Raw genomic sequence first — 17,359 nt, forward strand, 5'->3', positions numbered from 1 at the left:
AGTATTATTTGTTGTTGAAAGCCCGCAGGCGCAGCGAGTTGGTGAGCACTGACACCGAGCTCAGAGCCATGGCGCCAGCTGCCAGCATGGGCGAGAGCAGCCACCCGAAAAACGGATAGAGCAAGCCCGCCGCAATGGGAATGCCGAGCGTGTTGTAAATAAACGCAAAAAAAAGGTTCTGCTTGATGGTGCGAATGGTTTGCCGCGACAGCGATATGGCCGTCACCACCCCGTTCAGGTCCGAGCGCATGAGCGTGATGCCGGCCGCTTCCATGGCCACGTCGGTGCCGCCGCCCATGGCCAGGCCGATATCGGCCTGCGCCAGGGCAGGCGCGTCGTTGATGCCGTCGCCCACCATGGCCACCACGCGGCCTTCGGCCTGCAGCTCCTTCACCTTGCCAGCCTTGCCGCTCGGCAGCACCTCGGCGAAGTAGCGTGTGATGCCCACCTGCTCGGCCACCTTGGCCGCCGTTTGGGGGTTGTCGCCGGTCATCATCACCACCTCCAGGCCCAGGGCCTGCAGCCGCTGAATGGCGGCTTTTGATGTCTCGCGCACGGTATCGGCTACCCCAATCAGACCCACGGCCTGGCCCGCCACAGCCACGTACAGCACGGTCCTAGCCTGGCTCAGCAGCTGCTCAGCCTGGCGGGTGAATGCCTCCGAAAAAGCCACCTTTTCATCCCGCAGCAACGCTTGGTTGCCAATCAGCACCGCCTGCCCGTTCACCGTAGCTGCCGCGCCTTTGCCTTCAATGGCCCGGAAATCTACTGCCCGTAGCGTGGCCGCTCCCTGCGCATCAGCGTAGCGCACCACAGCCTCTGCCAACGGGTGCTCGCTCTGTCGTTCCAGCGCCGCTACCAGTTGCAGCAGGTGCGCGGCATCCTGGCCAGCCACCGGCACAAAGTCCGTCACGGCCGGCTCGCCCCGGGTGATGGTGCCGGTTTTGTCCAGCAGCACAGTGTTCACTTGGCAGGCCTTTTCCAGCGCTTCCGCGTTGCGAATCAGCACGCCGTATTCTGCGCCCTTGCCGGTGCTTACCATGATGGCTGTGGGCGTGGCCAGCCCCAGCGCACAGGGGCAGGCAATGATGAGGACGGACACGAAGCTGACCAACGCCAAGGGCAGCCGCGTGGCCACCGGCGCCAAATCAAACCACAGCACAAACGTCAGAATGGCAATGACGACCACCGTGGGCACGAAAATGGCGCTGACCTTATCGGCCAGCCGCTGAATGGGGGCCCTACTGCCCTGCGCATCTTCCACCAGCTTCACAATCTGCGCGAGCATGGTGTCGGCGCCCACCTTCGTCACCCGAAAGCGGAAGGAGCCGGTCTTGTTGAGCGTGGCCCCAAACACCGGGTCGCCGGCTTTCTTTTCCACCGGCAGGCTCTCCCCCGTGAGCATGGCCTCGTCCACGGCCGACTGGCCCTCGGTAATTACACCGTCGGTGGCCACCTTTTCGCCAGGGCGCACTACCACCACATCATCCAGCTGCACCTGCTCGATGGGCACGTCGGTTTCCTGTCCGTTGGGCCGCACCACGCGGGCTGTCTTCGCCTGCAGGCCCATCAGCGAGCGAATGGCGGCCGAGGTCTGCGTTTTGGCGCGCAGCTCCAGCACCTTGCCCAGCAGAATCAGGGCAATGATGGTGGCCGTGGTGTCGTAGTACACCTCCGGCATCAGCCCGTGCCGCATAAAAAACCCCGGCACCAGCGTGGCGGCCAGGCTATACAAAAACGCCGCGCCCGTACCCACCGCAATCAGGGTATCCATGTTGGCCGAGCGGTGCTTAAACCCATTCCAGGCCGAGCTATAGAACTCCCGGCCGCTGTACAGCAGCACGGGCAGCGTGAGTAGCAGCAGGGCGTAGTTAAGCGTTTGCATGTTCACGCGCTGCATCATCGCGGGCCACAGCATGAGCATGCTCAGCGGCATGATGACCACGGCCAGCCCCACCGCTACTGCAAAACGCCACTTGAGCTTGACATAGGCGGCCGCTTTCTGGCGGTCAATCTCAGCCTGCCGGTCGGCGGCGCTGGTGTCAGGTGCGCGCTCCGTTACCCCATAGCCCGCATTCACCACCGCTTCTTTCAGCGTGGCGGGGCTGGCCTGGCCCGGCAGGTAGTGTACAGTGGCTTTTTCGGTGGCGAAGTTCACCAGGGCGCTTTGCACGCCCGGCGCCCGGCTCAGCGACTTTTCCACCGCCGACGCGCAGGAGGCGCAGGTCATGCCCTCGATGTCGAGGGTCGCGGTTTCCGTATTTTTGGTGGTAGGTGACATAGTGCAAGGGATTGTGAAGGGCTTGGCAGGCGCAGTTTGAACTGCTTCAGCACGGCGCCAGAAGACCGAACAAAGGAACGGCTGCAAATGGCCCCGGTTGGTACGGAATCCTGCGCCAGACTTGCATAATTTGACGCCTGTTGCCAGCAGGGGACACAGCACCGGCATCGTCTTGTTGTTTATTCGATGCCAGTTGTTGCCCTTGCTATTTCAGCAAACGTGCTACCTTCAGTCATTCCACTTCTACACCGAAACCCTCATGAAGGAAAACATTTCCCGGCGTGATGCCTTGCGCGCCACCGCCTTATTGGGGGCCACTTCCCTGCTAAGCATCGACGACGCACGGGGCGCTGTTTCCGCCCCACCCAAAGGAAAAACGCCCGCTCTAAGCCCCGCTAACGTAGCCGCTATCGACGCGGCCATGGGCAAAAAAGGCACCTACAACGAGGACCAGGCCACTCACCTCATTGGCTTGCCTCGCAACGACCTCAAGATAACCATCAAAGGAGAGCCCGTGCCCATTGCCTTTGGCTTTGGCGGGTGGGTCGCCATCAAGCACACGCTCGACGGCAAGTCGGCCATGCTGATGAGCGACACCGTGCTGCTGCAGGAAGAAGTCAACCCGCTCATATCGGCGGCGCTGGCAAACGGGCTTGAAATCGGAGCCGTGCACAACCACTTTTTCTACGAAGAGCCGCGCATTTTCTACATGCACATTTCGGGCATGGGCGCCCCGGCCGACCTCGCCCGAAAGTTTGCCGCCACCCTCAAGAATTCCAAGCTATTTCCTGCCAACCAGCCGCCGGCTGCCGCGCCGGCCGCGGCCCAATCCGGCAACAACGCGGCCCCGGCCGCCGGCCCGCCCACCGGCAAGGAGCTATTCGACCTGCTGGCCCTCGATGCCGTAGTGAAGTACAAGGGCGTGGTGAACGGCCCCACCTACAAATACACCGTGGGGCGCGACGACCTGCAGGCGCTGATGATGAACACGGAGATGACCGCTGCCATCGGCCTAAACTCGTGGGCGGCCTTCGCCGGCAAGCAGGACAATGCCCACATCGCCGGCGACATCGCCATGCTCGAACACGAAGTCAACCCGGTCATCAAGGCCTTGCGGGCTCACAACCTGGAAGTAGTGGCCGTGCACAACCACATGCTGGGCGACACTCCGCGCATGATGTTTCTGCATTACTACGGCAGAGGCCCGGCCACCCTGCTGGCCACCGGCTTCCGCGCCGCACTCGACCAGCTCGGCAAAGGCAAGCCCATGCGCATGGATGGAATGAAACACTGAACGCGACCTACAAAATCGGGCTGCGAACTTGCATAATTCAGGCGCAGGCTCGTGCTTTTCCGTCGCGCCTTAAGGTTCTTAGCTGAGTGAAAAGCGTGAACGCATCGCATTAACCTGCTTTCGCGGAAGCCAGGCCTCCGCGCCCGGAACATTACATTCGGCAAAATGGTAAAAGACTAGTTCAACCGCTCCCGGGTAATTCTCTACTTTTGCGGTTGCCCGTGTTTTCCCACCGCAGTATGTTCCATAGCCTGTTTCCCTTCCGCCGTTTGCTGGCGACGAGCTTTCTGCTCGTCTTCGTCAACGTGCTGGCGGGCCAGTGCTACTGTGCGAGTATGCGGCCCGTGGCAAGCGCAGCTGCCAAGCCCGCCCCCATGGCTCCGGGCCACGCTTGCTGCCGGGCCGCAGCGGCTGCAAAAGCGAAGCAGGCAGCTAGCAAGTCAACGGCAGCTTCCCACGAAAAGCGCCCGGTGGGTGCCGATGACTGCTGCCGCAAAAAGGCCGCTTCCGTGGTGGCCGGGCTCGACAGCCCCGCTGCGAAGCTGCTGGTGCCGGCTCCGGCCGTGCTGCCCACGGCATTAGCATTTCACTTCCGGCCCGTGGCTGGCAAATGGGACCGCATGGGCGCTGTGGCGCTGGTTCCGCCGAGGCAGCTAAAGCCCAAAATACCCGACATCCGCATTTTCATCCAGTCGTTGACTGTCTGATTCTTCCGACGCGCTTAGGCTCGCGCCGGCATAGCCAAGCTATGCCCGGGGCGGGCCTTTTCGTTTGCCCGTCGTGCCGCCCAAGCTGGCCTTTTCCTCCTTCCATCTTCCGGGTTTGCTCTTTCCAGCAATGCAAGATTGTTGCGAACCGGCGGCCGGCCTGCCACCCCGCGGCCTGCCCTGCATCCTGCGAGCCGGCCTGCTCTACGCCGCACTGGCGGCTGTCGTGGGCTTCGCGCTCTGGCAGCAGCTCCAGGCCTGAGTGCACCGAAGCCCGGCCTCTTCTTACCACGTTATTGCCCCCATTCATGAACCGTTTCCTCGTTTCCCTGCTGGCCACCGCCAGCCTTTTCACTGCCGCAAGCTGCTCTTCGGACTCATCCAGCAGCGCCACCAATACCGTTACCACGCCCACCGATGCCGCGGCCGACAGCACCGCCAGCCACGCCGGTGGCCACACCTACGCCTGCCCCATGGACCCCGAGGTGACCAGTACCAAGGAGGGCGAGAAATGCCCCAAGTGCGGTATGGCCCTGGTGCACAACGACCAGGTGAGCAACGGCAAAACCTACCAGATGAAGTTTGAGCCGCAGCCCATGCAGCTTGTAGCCGGCCAGCCGGCTACGCTCACCTACACCCCGCAGGAAACCGGCAACGAAAAAGCCCCGGTGCCGCTGGCCGTGGTGCACGAAAAGAAAATCCACCTCATCATCGTGCGCAAAGACCTGTCGGCCTTCTACCACGAGCACCCCGAGTACACCGCCGAGGGCAACTACCGCGTACCCTTCACCTTCGCCAAGGGCGGCGACTACGTGCTGTTTCAGGACTACACGCCCGACGGCAGCGGCCACCAGCTTGGCCGCCAAGTGGTCTCGGTGCAGGGCCCCAAGTACACGCCCGTCAAGTTCCGGCAGGACCAAATGCAGTGGCAGCAGGACGGCTACCAGGCCACGCTTTCCTTCGATAAAGACCTGAAAGTGGGGCAGCTGCTGGCTATGAAAATCAATCTCACCAAAGGCGGCCAGCCCGTAACGGACCTCGACAACTACCTCGGCGCGCTCGGCCACGTCGTGGTTATCAGCGAAGACACCGAGCGCTACCTGCACGTGCACCCCAACGACCAAGCCGACAAAGGCCCCAACATTGGCTTCAACACCAGTTTCGAAGCCCCTGGCCTGTACCGCGTGTTCCTGCAATTCAATCACGCCGGCCAGATTCACACCGGCAACTTCACCATCAACGTCAAAGCCTAACCCACGCCAACCTCTCAACCCAACCCATGAAAAAGTCCGTTTTCATCCTCGCTTCTTTGTGCCTCGGCACTGGCCTGCTCAGCAGCTGCAGCGACAACAAAACCGCTGAAACCAGCACCACAACCAGCACCACCGAAACCACCGCACCTGCCGATACCGCCGGCAGCATGGCCGGTATGGACCATTCAACAATGGCCGAAACCAGCGCCGCCGGTAACTCCGGCATGATGACCGCCATGAACACCATGATGAAGAACATGGAGGCGTTCAAGCCCGAGGGCAACACCGACCACGACTTCGCCCACATGATGATGGCCCACCACCAGGGCGCCGTGGAAATGTCGGCCCTGGAGCTGAAGGAGGGCAAAGACGCCACCCTGCGCGCCATGGCCGAGAAAATCAGTGCCGACCAGCAGAAGGAAATCAAGGCCCTCGAAGCCATTGCTACCCGCCTCGACGGGGCTCCCACCAACTACAAGCCCCAGGACCCCGCCGACCCATTCACCAGCAAAATGAAAAGCTCAATGGCTGGCATGATGAACATGGGCCAGCCCAGCGGCAACGTGGATATGGATTACGCCATGATGATGGTGCCTCACCACCAGAGCGCCGTTGACATGGCCAAAGCGGAAGTAGCCCACGGCCGCGACACCAAGCTCAAGGAAATGGCCCAGAGCATGATTGATGCCCAGCAAAAGGAAATTCAGCAGTTCAAGGACTGGCAGGCCAAAAACGGCGGCAAAATGAAGGCCAGCGCCGCTACCTACGAGTGCCCCATGGGCGATGGCGGCAAGAGCAACGCCCCAGGCAAGTGCCCGAAATGCGGGATGGACCTCGAAAAGAAAGCCTAAGCGGGCGCCGGGACTTCCCTGGCTCCTCTCTATTTGGAATACCCGCCCCGCGCCCACAACTGGCACGGGGTGTATGCCACCTCACTCTCATGCAACACCAACCAAGCTCTTCCTGGCCCGCCTGGCTGCTGATGCTCCTGCTGGCGCTGGCCACTGTTCCGGCTCAGGCGCAGCAGGTCATCGTGCGGCCCGACAGCGCCGAAGCCCTTGCCCTCCGGCGGCATCCGCGCCTGCGCCAGTCGGCTCAGGAAATAGAGGAGCAGCGGGCCCTGAAGCGCGGCAGCTTTTCGCTGCGCAACCCTGACTTCCTGTTCTCCGCCCCCACGGGTGAGCGGTGGGCTCCGGGCGTGGTGCAAACCATCGACTTTCCTACGGTGTACCGCCAGCAGGCCCGCAACGCCCAGGCCGGCATCACCCTGGCTGAGCGTGGCCTCGACGTAAACCGCGCCACCGTGCGCCGCGACGTGCGCCTGGCCTACCTCGCCCTGCAAGTGGCCGAGGCCCAGGTGCGCCAGCTCACCTACCAGGACAGCCTGTATCGGGCACTGCAAGTTGCCACCGACCGCCTTTTCAAAGCCGGAGAAGTCACTTCCCTCCAACGCATCAGCACCGAAGCCGAAGCCCGCCAAGTAGCCAACCAGCTGGCCCAGGCGGTGGTAGACCGCCGCTCGGCCCAGCGCCGCTTAGGCTTGCTGCTCGGCCTGCCCGAGGCCGACCTCACCACCGGCACTGACCTGCGCCGCACCGGCCAGGAGCTGGCCCGCGTGGGGACCGAATTGCTGGCGGGCCTGCCCGCACAGGACAGCACCGCCCTGGCCCAAAGTCCCACCCTGGCTTACTATGCCCAAAACGTAGGCCTGAGCCAGTCGGGCATCAGCCTGGTGCGGGCCCGGCGCACTCCGGCCCTCACCGTAGGCTATCAAAACCAGGCCTTCGCCGACTCCCCCATCAAATACCGCCTGCAGTTCGGCGTGTCGGTACCGCTGTATTTCTGGACCTACCGCTCGCAGTTGCAAGCCGCCACGGCCCGCACCAAAGCTGCCCAGGCGCAGGCCCAGGTGCAGCAGTTGGAGCTCGGCACCCAGTACCAGCAGGCCCTGGCCGATACCCGCAAGTTCGCGGCCTCCCTCACCTACTTCGAGCAAACCGGCCTGCCCCAGGCCACGGCCATCATCAGCCAGTCGCAGCGCCTGTTTCGGGCCGGCGAAATCAGCTACCTCGTCTTTATCCAGAGCCTCAACCAGGCGTTTGACATCCAGAATAACTACCTGGCTACCATCCGCGACTACCGGCAAGCCATCACCGAACTCAACTACCTCCGCGGCCAATGAGACAGTCCCTAAAAATCCTTTTGCTGCTCGTGCTGCTGGTGGTGCGCCTGGCTCCGGCCCACGCCCACGGCGGCGAAGACCACGGCGATGCCGCTAAAGCCTCGGGTGGCGCCTTTCCCACCACCTTTTCAGTCGCGGCCCTCTCCGAGAAGTTCGAGCTGATGCTGCGCTTCGAGCCCCTCGAAAAGGGCAAGGATGCTGACATGCGCCTGTTCGTGTCGGATTACGCCACCAACGCGCCCATCAAGGGGGCCAAGCTCACCGTCACCTGCCCCGAAGCCCCCGCGCTCAAGTTTGCGGTGGCGGAGAAAGAGCCCGGCAGCTACCTGGTCGAGGGCACCTTTCCTGAGAATAAGAAGTATAGCCTCGCGGTCAACATCGTGGCTGGCACCCAGGCCGACCTCATGGCGCTGCAGGGTCTGGAAGTCGGCAAGAAGCTTCCTGTGGCGCCCGGCCCACTGGCGGTTGTGGGTGGCCTTTTCTCTTCCTGGAAAACCATCCTGGCCCTCGTTGGGGCCTTTGCCCTGGGTATTCTGCTCACGGTGCTGCTCATGCGCCGCCGGGCGGCTTCTCCCAATTCACCCGCTACGTCTCCTGTCTATGAGAACCACGCGTAAGTTCCTCGCGGCCACGGCCGCCGTGGCGGCAGTGCTCACTGTGCTGCTGCCTCCGCCTAACAACCTCATGGCTCATGGAGGCGAAGACCACGGTGGCGCCAAGCCCACCGCGGGCGTGGGCCTGGTGGATGCCGTGGGACTGCCCAAGGAAAGCCAGTTCCTATTTGGCGTGCGCACGGCTTTGGCGGGTTACTCGGCCACCTACAACCGCCTCACACTTTACGGCACCGTTTCCTCAGCGGCCGGCGGTGAGGGCCGGGTAGTAGTGCCCCAGACGGGGCGCATCGTCAGCCTCACGGCGCAGGTCGGCCAGCAGGTGCGTGCCGGCCAGGCCCTGGCCGTGGTCGACCAGACCCTCGACGCCACCCAGCAAATCGGCCTCAGCACCGAGCGCGCCAATGCCCAGGCCGAGTTGCGCGCCGCCCAGCAGGACTACGCCCGCCTGCAAACCATCGCCGACATCGCCGCCCGCAAAGACGTAGTGGCCGCCGAGTTGCGCCTGCGCCAGGCTCGCCAGAACGCGGCCATCTACAACGGCCAAGCCAGCAGCCGGCGCGTCGCCATTACCTCGCCCATCAGTGGGACGGTCGATGTATTCAACCTCGCCGTGGGCCAGCAGGTGACGCAGGGCGACGAGTTGTTCCGCGTCCTCAACCCCGGCAAGCTGCGCGTAACGGCCGAAGTCTTTGCCCAGGACCTGCCCAAAATCACGCCCGGGGCCCAGTTTCGCATCGAAGGCCTGCAGGGCCAGAAGGGAAGTGCCCCCGCCCGGCTCGTGGTGTTTAGCAACGCCGTCAACCCCGTCAACCAGGCCCGTCAGCTTATTCTAGAGCTTGATGGCGCTGGAACCGACACCTTCCGCGCCGGCCAGGCCGTGAACGTGCAGGTCGTCGGCCAAGCCGGCAACGGCCCCAAGCAGCTCGTGGTCCCCACCTCGGCCCTCACCGACCTCAACGGCAAGCCTGTGGTGTTTGTGCACACTGACCCCGAAACCTTCAAAATCCGCTATGTGCAGCCCGGTGCCGCCAACGGCGAGCAAACGGTCCTGCTCGGGGGCACCGTCAACGAAAACGACCGCGTGGTAACCGTGGGCACTTATCAATTGAAGTCGATTTACCTCAACCAGTAGGGTGCGGGGTCGTACCCTACCTGATACTATGCTCGATAAAATCATCCGCTTTGCCCTGCAGAACCGGCTGCTCCTGCTGGCCTTTGCGGCGGGCCTGCTCATTGCCGGCACCTACACCGCCCGGCAACTGCCCGTCGATGTGCTGCCCGACCTCGACCGGCCCCGCGTCACAGTGTTCCTGGAGTCGCCGGGCATGGCCCCCGAAGAAGTCGAAGCCCTGGTCACGCTGCCCGTCGAAACCGCGCTGAACGGCGCCACTGGCGTTTCCGCCGTACGCTCCAACTCCGCCATTGGCCTCGGCCTGGTGTTCGTGGAATTCGACTACGGCACCGAAATTTTCACGGCCCGCCAGATTGTGGCCGAGAAGCTGCAAACCGTGCAGGGGCAGCTGCCCACGGGCGTCACGCCGGTGCTCGGCCCTATTTCCTCGGTTATGGGCCAGATTATGCTCGTCGGCATGTCCAGCAGCACTGGCAAAACTTCGGCCGCTGACCTGCGCACGCTGGCCAACTACACCGTGCGCCAGCGCCTGCTCAGCATTCCCGGCGTGGCCCAGGTCATTCCCATCGGCGGCGACAACCTGCAGTACCAGGTGCTGCTCGACATGCCTCGCCTCAACGCCGTGGGCCTGACCGTGACGCAGGTGGAAGACGCCCTGCGCCGCTCCAACCTCAACACCACCGGCAACTTCTTCGACCGCAACGGCTCCGAGGTCCTCATCCGCAACCTCGGCCGTCTGCGCTCGGTGGCCGACATCGAGAACATCATCGTCGGCTACCGTGAGAACTCGGCCATTACCATCAAGCAGGTGGCTGCCGTGGCCTTCGGGGCCCGCTTCAAGCGCGGCGACGGTAGCGTGAACGGCAAGCCTTCCGTCATCCTCAGCATCGAGAAGCAGCCCGGCGCCGCTACCGTGGGCCTCACCTCGGCGGTGGAAAAAGCCATAGCCGAACTGCAGCCCTCGCTGCCCAAAGACGTGCAGCTCAACACCCGCCTCTTCAAGCAGGCTGACTTCATCGAGTCCTCGATTTCCAACGTGGAAGATGCCCTGCGCGACGGCGCCATCCTGGTCGTCATCGTGCTGTTTGCCTTCCTGCTGAACGTGCGCACCACGTTTATCTCGCTGGTGGCCATCCCGCTGTCCTTGCTGGTCACAGCCCTGGTGTTCCGCTTCGCCGGCATCAGCATCAATACTATGACCTTGGGCGGCTTGGCCATTGCCATTGGCGAGCTGGTGGATGACGCCATCGTGGATGTGGAAAACGTGTTCCGCCGACTGCGCGAAAACCAGCATCTCCCACAGCCCAAACCGGCGCTGCAAGTCATCTACGCCGCCAGCTCGGAAGTGCGTAACTCCATCGTGTACGCCACCATCATTGTGGTGCTGGTGTTCCTACCGCTATTTGCGCTCGAAGGCATGGAGGGCCGCATTTTCGCCCCCTTGGGCATTGCCTACATCACGAGCATCGTGGCTTCCCTCTTCGTGTCGCTCACCGTCACACCGGTGCTGTGTTACTACCTGCTGCCCCGCATGAAGCAAATTCGAGAAGCCGAGCAGGAAGGCCGCCTCATCCGATGGCTCAAGGGCTGCGACACGCGCTTGCTGAATTGGGGCCTACTGCATCCCAAAGCCATTCTTTCTACCACGGCACTACTGTTCATCGCTGCTGCTGCCATGGTGCCCTTCTTCGGCACGGAGTTCCTGCCACCGTTCAACGAAGGCTCACTTACCGTCAATTTTTCGGCCCCCGCCGGCACCTCGCTCACCGAATCCAACAAGCTCGGCACCTTGGGCGAGCAGCAGATGCTCAAGATTCCGGAAGTGGCCTTCACCGCCCGCCGTACCGGCCGCGCCGAGTTGGACGAGCACGCCGAATCGGTGAATAACTCCGAAATCGAAGTCGCCTTTAAAACCGAAGACGAGCTCAAGAAGGAAGGCAAAACCATGCGCAGCCGCGAAGAAATCCTGGCCGACCTGCGCCAGCGCCTCAGCCTCATTGCCGGAGTGAACGTGAACATCGGCCAGCCCATTTCCCACCGCCTCGACCACCTGCTGAGCGGCGTGCGGGCCCAGGTCGCCATCAAAGTCTTCGGCAACGACCTGCTGGAGCTGCGCCGCTACGCCAGCGACATCCGCAACGCCGCCAGTACCGTGCCCGGCGTGGTGGACCTGCAGGTGGAGAAGCAAGTCCAGATTCCGCAGCTGCTGGTGCGCCCGCGCGATGCCGCCCTGCGCGCCTACGGCCTGGAGCGCGGCCAGGTAGTGGCCACCCTCCAAACCCTCTTTCAGGGGGAGGTGGTATCGCAGATGCTCGATGGCCAGCAACGCTTCGACCTTATCGTGAAGCTGCCCGAAGCCCAGCGCTCCGACGTGGCCACCATCGCCAGTACCCGCATCGAAACGCCGGGCGGCGCCCTCATTCCCGTGAGCCAGGTGGCCGACGTCAGCTACGAGCCCGGCCCCAACACCGTCAACCACGAAAACACCCAGCGCCGCATCACCATCTCGATGAACGTGGCCGGCCGCGACCTCGGCAGCACCGTGCAGGAAGTGCAGGCCCGCATTGCGCAGCAGGTGAAGCTGCCCGCAGGCTACTACCTCACCTACGGCGGCCAGTTCGAGAGCCAGCAGTCGGCCTCCAGCAAGATTCTGTGGCTCAGCTTATTTTCGCTGGCCGGCATCTTCCTGGTGCTGTATTCGCACTTCAAGTCCACCCTGATGGTGGGCCAGATTATGCTCAATATACCGCTGGCGCTTATCGGCTCGGTGGTGGCGGTGCTGCTCACGGGCGGCACCTTCAGCATTGCCTCGCTGGTGGGCTTCATCACCCTCACCGGCATCGCCTCGCGCAACGGCATCATGATGATTTCGCACTACATCCACTTGGTGGAGCACGAAGGCGAGCAGTTCGGCAAGCCCATGATTATCCGCGGCTCGCTCGAGCGCCTGGTGCCCGTGCTGATGACGGCCCTGGTGGCCGCCCTGGCCCTGGTGCCACTCACGCTGGCCAAGGACGCGCCGGGCAAGGAAATCCTCTATCCCGTGGCCACCGTCATCCTCGGCGGCCTGCTCAGCTCCACTTTCCTCGACATCATCGTGACGCCGGTGGTCTTCTGGCTATTCGGCGAACGAGCCCTCGCCCAGTACCGGAATGGCCACAGCGACGTCAGCCTCGACGCGCACCCGCAGGAGCTCGACGCTCAGCCCCTCACACCGCCCGCCGACCAGAATTCGGTGCAGCCCGGGGCATACATCCATCCCGGCTCAGGCTCAACAAACCAGTAGGCGCGGGCGCAAAGCTATGCAAGTGCCCAACCTAATTCCGTACCCATTCCAGCGCCCGCACCAACAACTCTACCTGCTCCTAATCCGATGCCAGACACCTTGGCATTCCGCATTTTGTTGTGCTTGTCACCAGTTCCAGTCCGGTGAGGGCCAGCACCCACACCCGCGCCCGGTTCTTAAGTACTCGTTTACTTTAGCTTGAGTACTTAAAGCCCGCACCAGCCCCAAGCTCAACCCCGTTTCCCAGACGCCAAAGAGCCGCTCCGAAAACATTCGGAGCGGCTCTTTACATAGCATAGTGTATCGTGGACGGATATAATTCGCTTACTGCCGCACCAGGCGGCGCGTCACGCTGCCCTCGGTGCTGGTCACTTTCAGCAGGTACACCCCAGTAGCCAGCGTAGTCAAATCCAGCTCAGCCGTGGCTGCGTTGGCAGCCAGGGTGTTGGTCAGCATTTCCTGGCCCAGAGTGTTGTACACAACCAGTCCGGCCCGGGAGTGGGGGCCGTTCAGCGTCACCGTAAGGCGGCCGGTGGTGGGGTTGGGGAACACCGTCAGTTCCACACCGGCCAAGCCAGCGCGAGTGGCCGTCACCACCACCGGTACCGGGGCCGAAGGCAGCGAAGCGCAGCCCGTGGCGTTAGTTACCACCACGGTGTAGCTGCCGTTCTGCGTGGCGGTGTAAGTGGCGTTGGTGGCGCCGGCAATGGCCACCCCGTTCAAGTAGAACTGGTAGGTGGCGCCCGGTGCGGATGAGGCCGTGAGCAGCGCCCCATTAGCCGTGAGCGTGGGCTGGGCCGGCAGCGCGTTGATGGTAACCGTAGCCGTGGCCGTAACCGCCGCGCAGCCCCCACTGGGCGCCACCGTATTGGTCACCGTGTAGGTACCAGCCGTCGAGGCCGCCAGGTTGATAGCGCCCGTGACGGCGTTCACGCTCAGGCCGGTAGTGGACGCGAACGTGCCGGCGGCACTGCCCGTGGCCAGCGTAGCAGCCGTCGTGCCGGTGGCGCAGTAGCTGCTGTTGGCGTAGCTGAACGTGGCCACGGCTGGGGTCGTGATGGTCACGCTGGCCGTGCCCGTGCTCGGGCAGGGACCGCCCACGGTGTAGGTCACCGTGTAGGTACCGGCCGTGCTGGCACCGGGCCCAATAGCCCCCGTGCTGGTGTTCAAGCTCAGCCCGCTTGGGGCGGCAAACGTGCCGCCCGCCGTTCCCGTTACCGTCGGCGTTGTCACCAACGAACTGCTGCGGCAGAAGCTCGCCGCCGGGTACGCGAAGGTGGCCGTGGTGGCCGGATTCACGGCAACCGAGGTAACTGCCGAAGTGGTGGCGCAGCCGCTGGCGTTGGTCACCGTCACGGCGTAGCTGCCTGCCGCGGTGGCAGTGTAGCTGGCCGTGGTGGCGCCGCTGATGGGCTGCCCGTTGCGCAAAAACTGGTAGGTGAGGCCCGTGCCCGTGGGGGCCGTGAGTGCTACCGAGCCGCCGGCGCAGAACGTCGTTGGCCCACTGGCCGCGAGGCTGGCTATTGGCGCCGCGTTAATCGTCACGGACGCCGTGGCCGATACCGCCGAGCAGGCTCCCGAAGCGGCAATGGTGTTGGTCACGGTATACATGCCGGGCTGGCTCTGCATCAAATCAATGGCGCCCGTGGCCGCGTTCAGGCTGAGGCCGGCCGGAGCTGCGCTGAAGGTGCCCGCGCTGCCGCCGCCCGAGAACGTGGGCAGGGCCGCAATGGCTGCCCCGGCACAGTAGCCGCCCGCCGTGCCGTAGGCGAAAGTGGCCACCGGGGCCGTCGTAATGGTTACGTTCACGATGCTGCTGGCCGGGCAGGAGCCGGCCACGCTGTACGTTACGGCATAGGTGCCGGCCATGCTGGTTTGCAGGTTGATGGTGCCGGTAGCGGGGTCAATCACCAAACCTGCCGGGGCCGCAAACGTGCCGCCGGCCGCTCCCGAAACCGTGGGCGAGGGATTGGCTGCCGTGGGGCAGAACGTGGTGCCGCCCGCGTAAGCAAATGCTGCGCTCGGCGTGGCCGTGATGGTTACCGAAGCTGTGGTGCTGCCCGGGCAGGGGCTGCCGCCGGTGTAGGTAACCGTGTAGGTGCCGGGCTGGCTTTGGCCCAGGTCCAGCACGCCCGTGGCGAGGTTGATGCTCAGGCCCGTGCCCGAAGCCGAAAAGCTGCCGCCGCTAACAGATACTGTAGGGCTGGCCGTGCCCGCGCCCTGGCAGAAGCTGGCCGCCGCGTAGCTGAGCGTAGGCGTGGCAATGGGATTCACGGTAACCGGCGTGGCGGCCGATGTGGCCGAGCAAACGCCCCCGTTGGTAATCACTACGCTGTAGGAGCCGCTGGCCGAAGCCACGAACGTGGCAGTGGTGGCCCCGCTAATGGCTTGGCCGTTGTTCAAAAACTGGTAGGTGCTGCCCGCGCCCCCGCCGTTGGCGGTGAGCGTAACGTTGCCACCCTGGCAAAAAGTCGTTGGCCCGCTGGCGGCCAGGCTGGCCACCGGCACGGTGCTGATGCTGACCTGAGCCGTGGCTGTCGCACTTGGGCAGCCACCCGCCGCGGCCACCGTGTTGGTTACGGTATACGTGCCGGGCTGGCTCAGGCTCAAGTCAACGGCGCCGGTGCTGGCGTTGAGCACCAGGCCTGCCGTCGAGGTAAACGTACCGGCCGAGGCGCCGCTGCCCAGCGTAGGCGTGGGGTTGGTGCCGCCCACGCAGTAGGTGGCGGCGCCGTAGCTGAACGTGGCCACGGCCGGGGCCGTGATGGTCACCGTGGCGGTGGCCGTGCTTGGGCAGGGGCCGCCCACGCTGTACGTTACGGTATATGTGCCCGGCGTGCTGGCCGCCAAGTTAATGGCCCCGGTGCTGGCGTTACCGCTCAGGCCCGCGGGAGCCGACGTGAATGCGCCGCCCATCGTTCCCGTGATGGTGGGCGTAGGCGTAGTGCCGCTGTTTTGGCAGTAAGCCGCCGTGCTGTAGGAGAAGGTGGCCGTGGTTTGCGGGTTCACCGTTACCGTGGTCGGGGCCGAAGTGCTGGCGCAGCCCCCCGGATTGGTGATAACTACGCTGTAGCTGCCGCCCGTCGAGGCAGTGTACGTCGCACTCGTAGCTCCGGCAACGGGCTGGCCGTTGTTCAGAAACTGGTAGGTGGCGCCGGCCGCCCCACCACTGGCCGTGAGCACCACGCTGCCGCCCTGGCAGAAGGTGGTGGCCCCGCCGGCCGCCAGGGCAGCTACGGGCTGCGCCGTGAGCACCACCGAGGCGGTAGCCGAAACGGCCGCGCAGCCAGTAGCTGCGGCCACGGTGTTGGTTACGGTGTAGGTGCCGGGCTGGCTCTGGGCCAGGTCAATGGCGCCGGTGCTGGTGTTCAGACTCAGGCCCGTGGGGCTAGCCGAATACGTGCCGGAGGTGGCCCCCATGGCGGCCGTAGGCGTGAGGGTGCCCGCCGAACCCGCGCAGCGGCTGCCGCCCACGTAGCTAAAGCCCGCCGTGGGCGCGGCCGTGATGGTGACGTTGGCCCTAGCCGTGCCGGGGCAGCTGCCCCCGCTGGTGTAGGCCACGCTGTACGTGCCGGGCTGGCTCTGCGCCAGGTTGATGGTGCCCGTGTTGGTGTTCAGGCTCAGGCCGGTGGTCGACGAGAAGGTGCCGCCCGTGGGCGTCACCGTGGGCGTGGGGTTGGTGGCGCCGCTCTGGCAGTAGCTGGCGGCCGGGTAGCTGATGGTGGCCACGGTGGGCGGCGTCACGGTCACCGTCACGGCGTTAGAAGTTGATGAGCAGGTCGCCGGGTTATCTACTACCACGCTGTAGGTGCCGCTGGTCGTGGCCGAGTAAGTCGAGTTGGTAGCACCGGGAATCTGGTTGCCATCCTTCAGAAACTGGTAGGTATAGTTGGCCGCGCCCGTGCCGCTCACGTTGGCCGTGAGCAGCACCGAGCCGCCCTGGCAAAAAGTGGTGGGGGTGTTGGTGTTCAGGGTCACCACGTTCTGCGGCTGCACCTGAATCTGAATGGAAGAGGAAACGGCTGAGCACCCGGCCGCATCGGTTACCCGCACCGAGTAGCTGCCGCTGTTGGTGATGGTGGCGGTGTACACCTGGCCGGTGGCCCCGGCAATGTTGATGCCGTTGCGCAGAAACTGGTAGGTGTAGCTGCCGCTTGGGCCCGCCACCAGGTAAATGGTGCCCTGCTGGCAAAACCGCGTCGGCCCCTGCGAGTTGATGGTGGCCGTGGGCGGCTGGTTCACCGTAACCGTGGCCACCGTGGAGGTTACCGCGGCGTTAGCCCCGTTCTGCACCACGGCCCGGAAGCTGGTGGTTTGGGTCAGGTTGGAAAAGGTATAGGTTGGGGCCGTGTTGGCAATGTCGACGTAGCCGCTGCCGCTGTTCGCCTGGTATTTGATGATGCTGCCCGTATAGCCCGTGAGCGTGAGGGTGCCGGAGTTGAAGCCCGAGCAGACCGTGCTGGTAGCTGGGCTCAGCGTACCCCCATCTGGCCCTGGCGATTGCGCCAACACTTGGCCGGGCAGCCAGCAGGCGGCCAGCAGCCAGAGCCATACCAGCGGGCTGGACCACCCGTTCAGCGGGCTGGTTATGCGTAGGTGTATATTCATGG

At 64.1% G+C, this 17,359-nt stretch carries 11 protein-coding genes; 9 read left to right on the top strand and 2 right to left on the bottom strand.

Translation table 11 applies throughout. From position 1 onward, the window contains the following. Positions 1-4: 4 nt before the first annotated feature. Positions 5-2,281, bottom strand: coding sequence for a heavy metal translocating P-type ATPase (locus ABD837_RS23920; protein WP_345059628.1), 2,277 nt, complete (start codon positions 2,279-2,281; stop codon positions 5-7). A gap of 259 nt (positions 2,282-2,540) precedes the next feature. Here ABD837_RS23920 and ABD837_RS23925 point away from each other — a divergent pair, with 259 nt between their 5' ends. From ABD837_RS23925 to ABD837_RS23965, 9 genes are all read left to right on the top strand, one after another. After that, positions 2,541-3,575, top strand: coding sequence for a DUF1259 domain-containing protein (locus ABD837_RS23925; RefSeq protein ID WP_345059630.1), 1,035 nt, complete (start codon positions 2,541-2,543; stop codon positions 3,573-3,575). A gap of 239 nt (positions 3,576-3,814) precedes the next feature. Further along, positions 3,815-4,282, top strand: coding sequence for a hypothetical protein (locus ABD837_RS23930; RefSeq protein ID WP_345059632.1), 468 nt, complete (start codon positions 3,815-3,817; stop codon positions 4,280-4,282). Positions 4,283-4,412: 130 nt separating this feature from the next. Continuing rightward, complete coding sequence (locus ABD837_RS23935; RefSeq protein WP_345059634.1) at positions 4,413-4,544, top strand: hypothetical protein; 132 nt, start codon at positions 4,413-4,415, stop codon at positions 4,542-4,544. Positions 4,545-4,590: 46 nt separating this feature from the next. Continuing rightward, complete coding sequence (locus tag ABD837_RS23940; RefSeq protein ID WP_345059636.1) at positions 4,591-5,535, top strand: heavy metal-binding domain-containing protein; 945 nt, start codon at positions 4,591-4,593, stop codon at positions 5,533-5,535. Between the two features lie 26 nt (positions 5,536-5,561). After that, complete coding sequence (locus tag ABD837_RS23945) at positions 5,562-6,386, top strand: DUF305 domain-containing protein (RefSeq protein WP_345059638.1); 825 nt, start codon at positions 5,562-5,564, stop codon at positions 6,384-6,386. Positions 6,387-6,475: 89 nt separating this feature from the next. Continuing rightward, the gene (locus ABD837_RS23950; protein WP_345059640.1) at positions 6,476-7,717 is read left to right on the top strand and encodes a TolC family protein; all 1,242 of its coding nucleotides are present in this window, start codon (positions 6,476-6,478) and stop codon (positions 7,715-7,717) included. Then, entirely contained in the window at positions 7,714-8,334 is a 621-nt protein-coding gene (locus ABD837_RS23955; RefSeq protein ID WP_345059642.1) for a hypothetical protein, read from the top strand. Before ABD837_RS23950 ends, ABD837_RS23955 begins: the two co-directional genes overlap by 4 nt. Beyond that, positions 8,318-9,463 carry an efflux RND transporter periplasmic adaptor subunit gene (locus ABD837_RS23960; RefSeq protein ID WP_345059643.1) on the top strand — a complete coding sequence of 382 codons (1,146 nt, stop codon included), beginning with the start codon at positions 8,318-8,320 and terminating at the stop codon, positions 9,461-9,463. The genes ABD837_RS23955 and ABD837_RS23960 overlap by 17 nt, the downstream gene beginning before the upstream one ends. Positions 9,464-9,491: 28 nt before the next feature. Continuing rightward, entirely contained in the window at positions 9,492-12,749 is a 3,258-nt protein-coding gene (locus tag ABD837_RS23965) for an efflux RND transporter permease subunit (RefSeq protein ID WP_345059645.1), read from the top strand. Between the two features lie 324 nt (positions 12,750-13,073). Here the strand turns inward: ABD837_RS23965 and ABD837_RS23970 are convergent, their stop codons facing one another. Next, a complete protein-coding gene (locus ABD837_RS23970) occupies positions 13,074-17,357 on the bottom strand; it encodes a T9SS type A sorting domain-containing protein (RefSeq protein WP_345059647.1) in 4,284 nt (1,427 codons plus the stop codon). Positions 17,358-17,359: the final 2 nt, after the last annotated feature.

The organism is Hymenobacter glaciei (assembly GCF_039539585.1).
GTDB lineage: Bacteria > Bacteroidota > Bacteroidia > Cytophagales > Hymenobacteraceae > Hymenobacter > Hymenobacter glaciei.

Excerpts from the sequence above, each read along its gene's own strand:
- ABD837_RS23940 (WP_345059636.1), top strand. The coding sequence starts at position 4,591 with ATGAACCGTTTCCTCGTTTCCCTGCTGGCCACCGCCAGCCTTTTCACT.
- ABD837_RS23950 (WP_345059640.1), top strand. The coding sequence starts at position 6,476 with ATGCAACACCAACCAAGCTCTTCCTGGCCCGCCTGGCTGCTGATGCTC.
- ABD837_RS23930 (WP_345059632.1), top strand. The coding sequence starts at position 3,815 with ATGTTCCATAGCCTGTTTCCCTTCCGCCGTTTGCTGGCGACGAGCTTT.
- ABD837_RS23965 (WP_345059645.1), top strand. The coding sequence starts at position 9,492 with ATGCTCGATAAAATCATCCGCTTTGCCCTGCAGAACCGGCTGCTCCTG.
- ABD837_RS23935 (WP_345059634.1), top strand. The coding sequence starts at position 4,413 with ATGCAAGATTGTTGCGAACCGGCGGCCGGCCTGCCACCCCGCGGCCTG.
- ABD837_RS23960 (WP_345059643.1), top strand. The coding sequence starts at position 8,318 with ATGAGAACCACGCGTAAGTTCCTCGCGGCCACGGCCGCCGTGGCGGCA.
- ABD837_RS23925 (WP_345059630.1), top strand. The coding sequence starts at position 2,541 with ATGAAGGAAAACATTTCCCGGCGTGATGCCTTGCGCGCCACCGCCTTA.
- ABD837_RS23945 (WP_345059638.1), top strand. The coding sequence starts at position 5,562 with ATGAAAAAGTCCGTTTTCATCCTCGCTTCTTTGTGCCTCGGCACTGGC.
- ABD837_RS23970 (WP_345059647.1), bottom strand. The coding sequence starts at position 17,357 with ATGAATATACACCTACGCATAACCAGCCCGCTGAACGGGTGGTCCAGC.
- ABD837_RS23955 (WP_345059642.1), top strand. The coding sequence starts at position 7,714 with ATGAGACAGTCCCTAAAAATCCTTTTGCTGCTCGTGCTGCTGGTGGTG.
- ABD837_RS23920 (WP_345059628.1), bottom strand. The coding sequence starts at position 2,281 with ATGTCACCTACCACCAAAAATACGGAAACCGCGACCCTCGACATCGAG.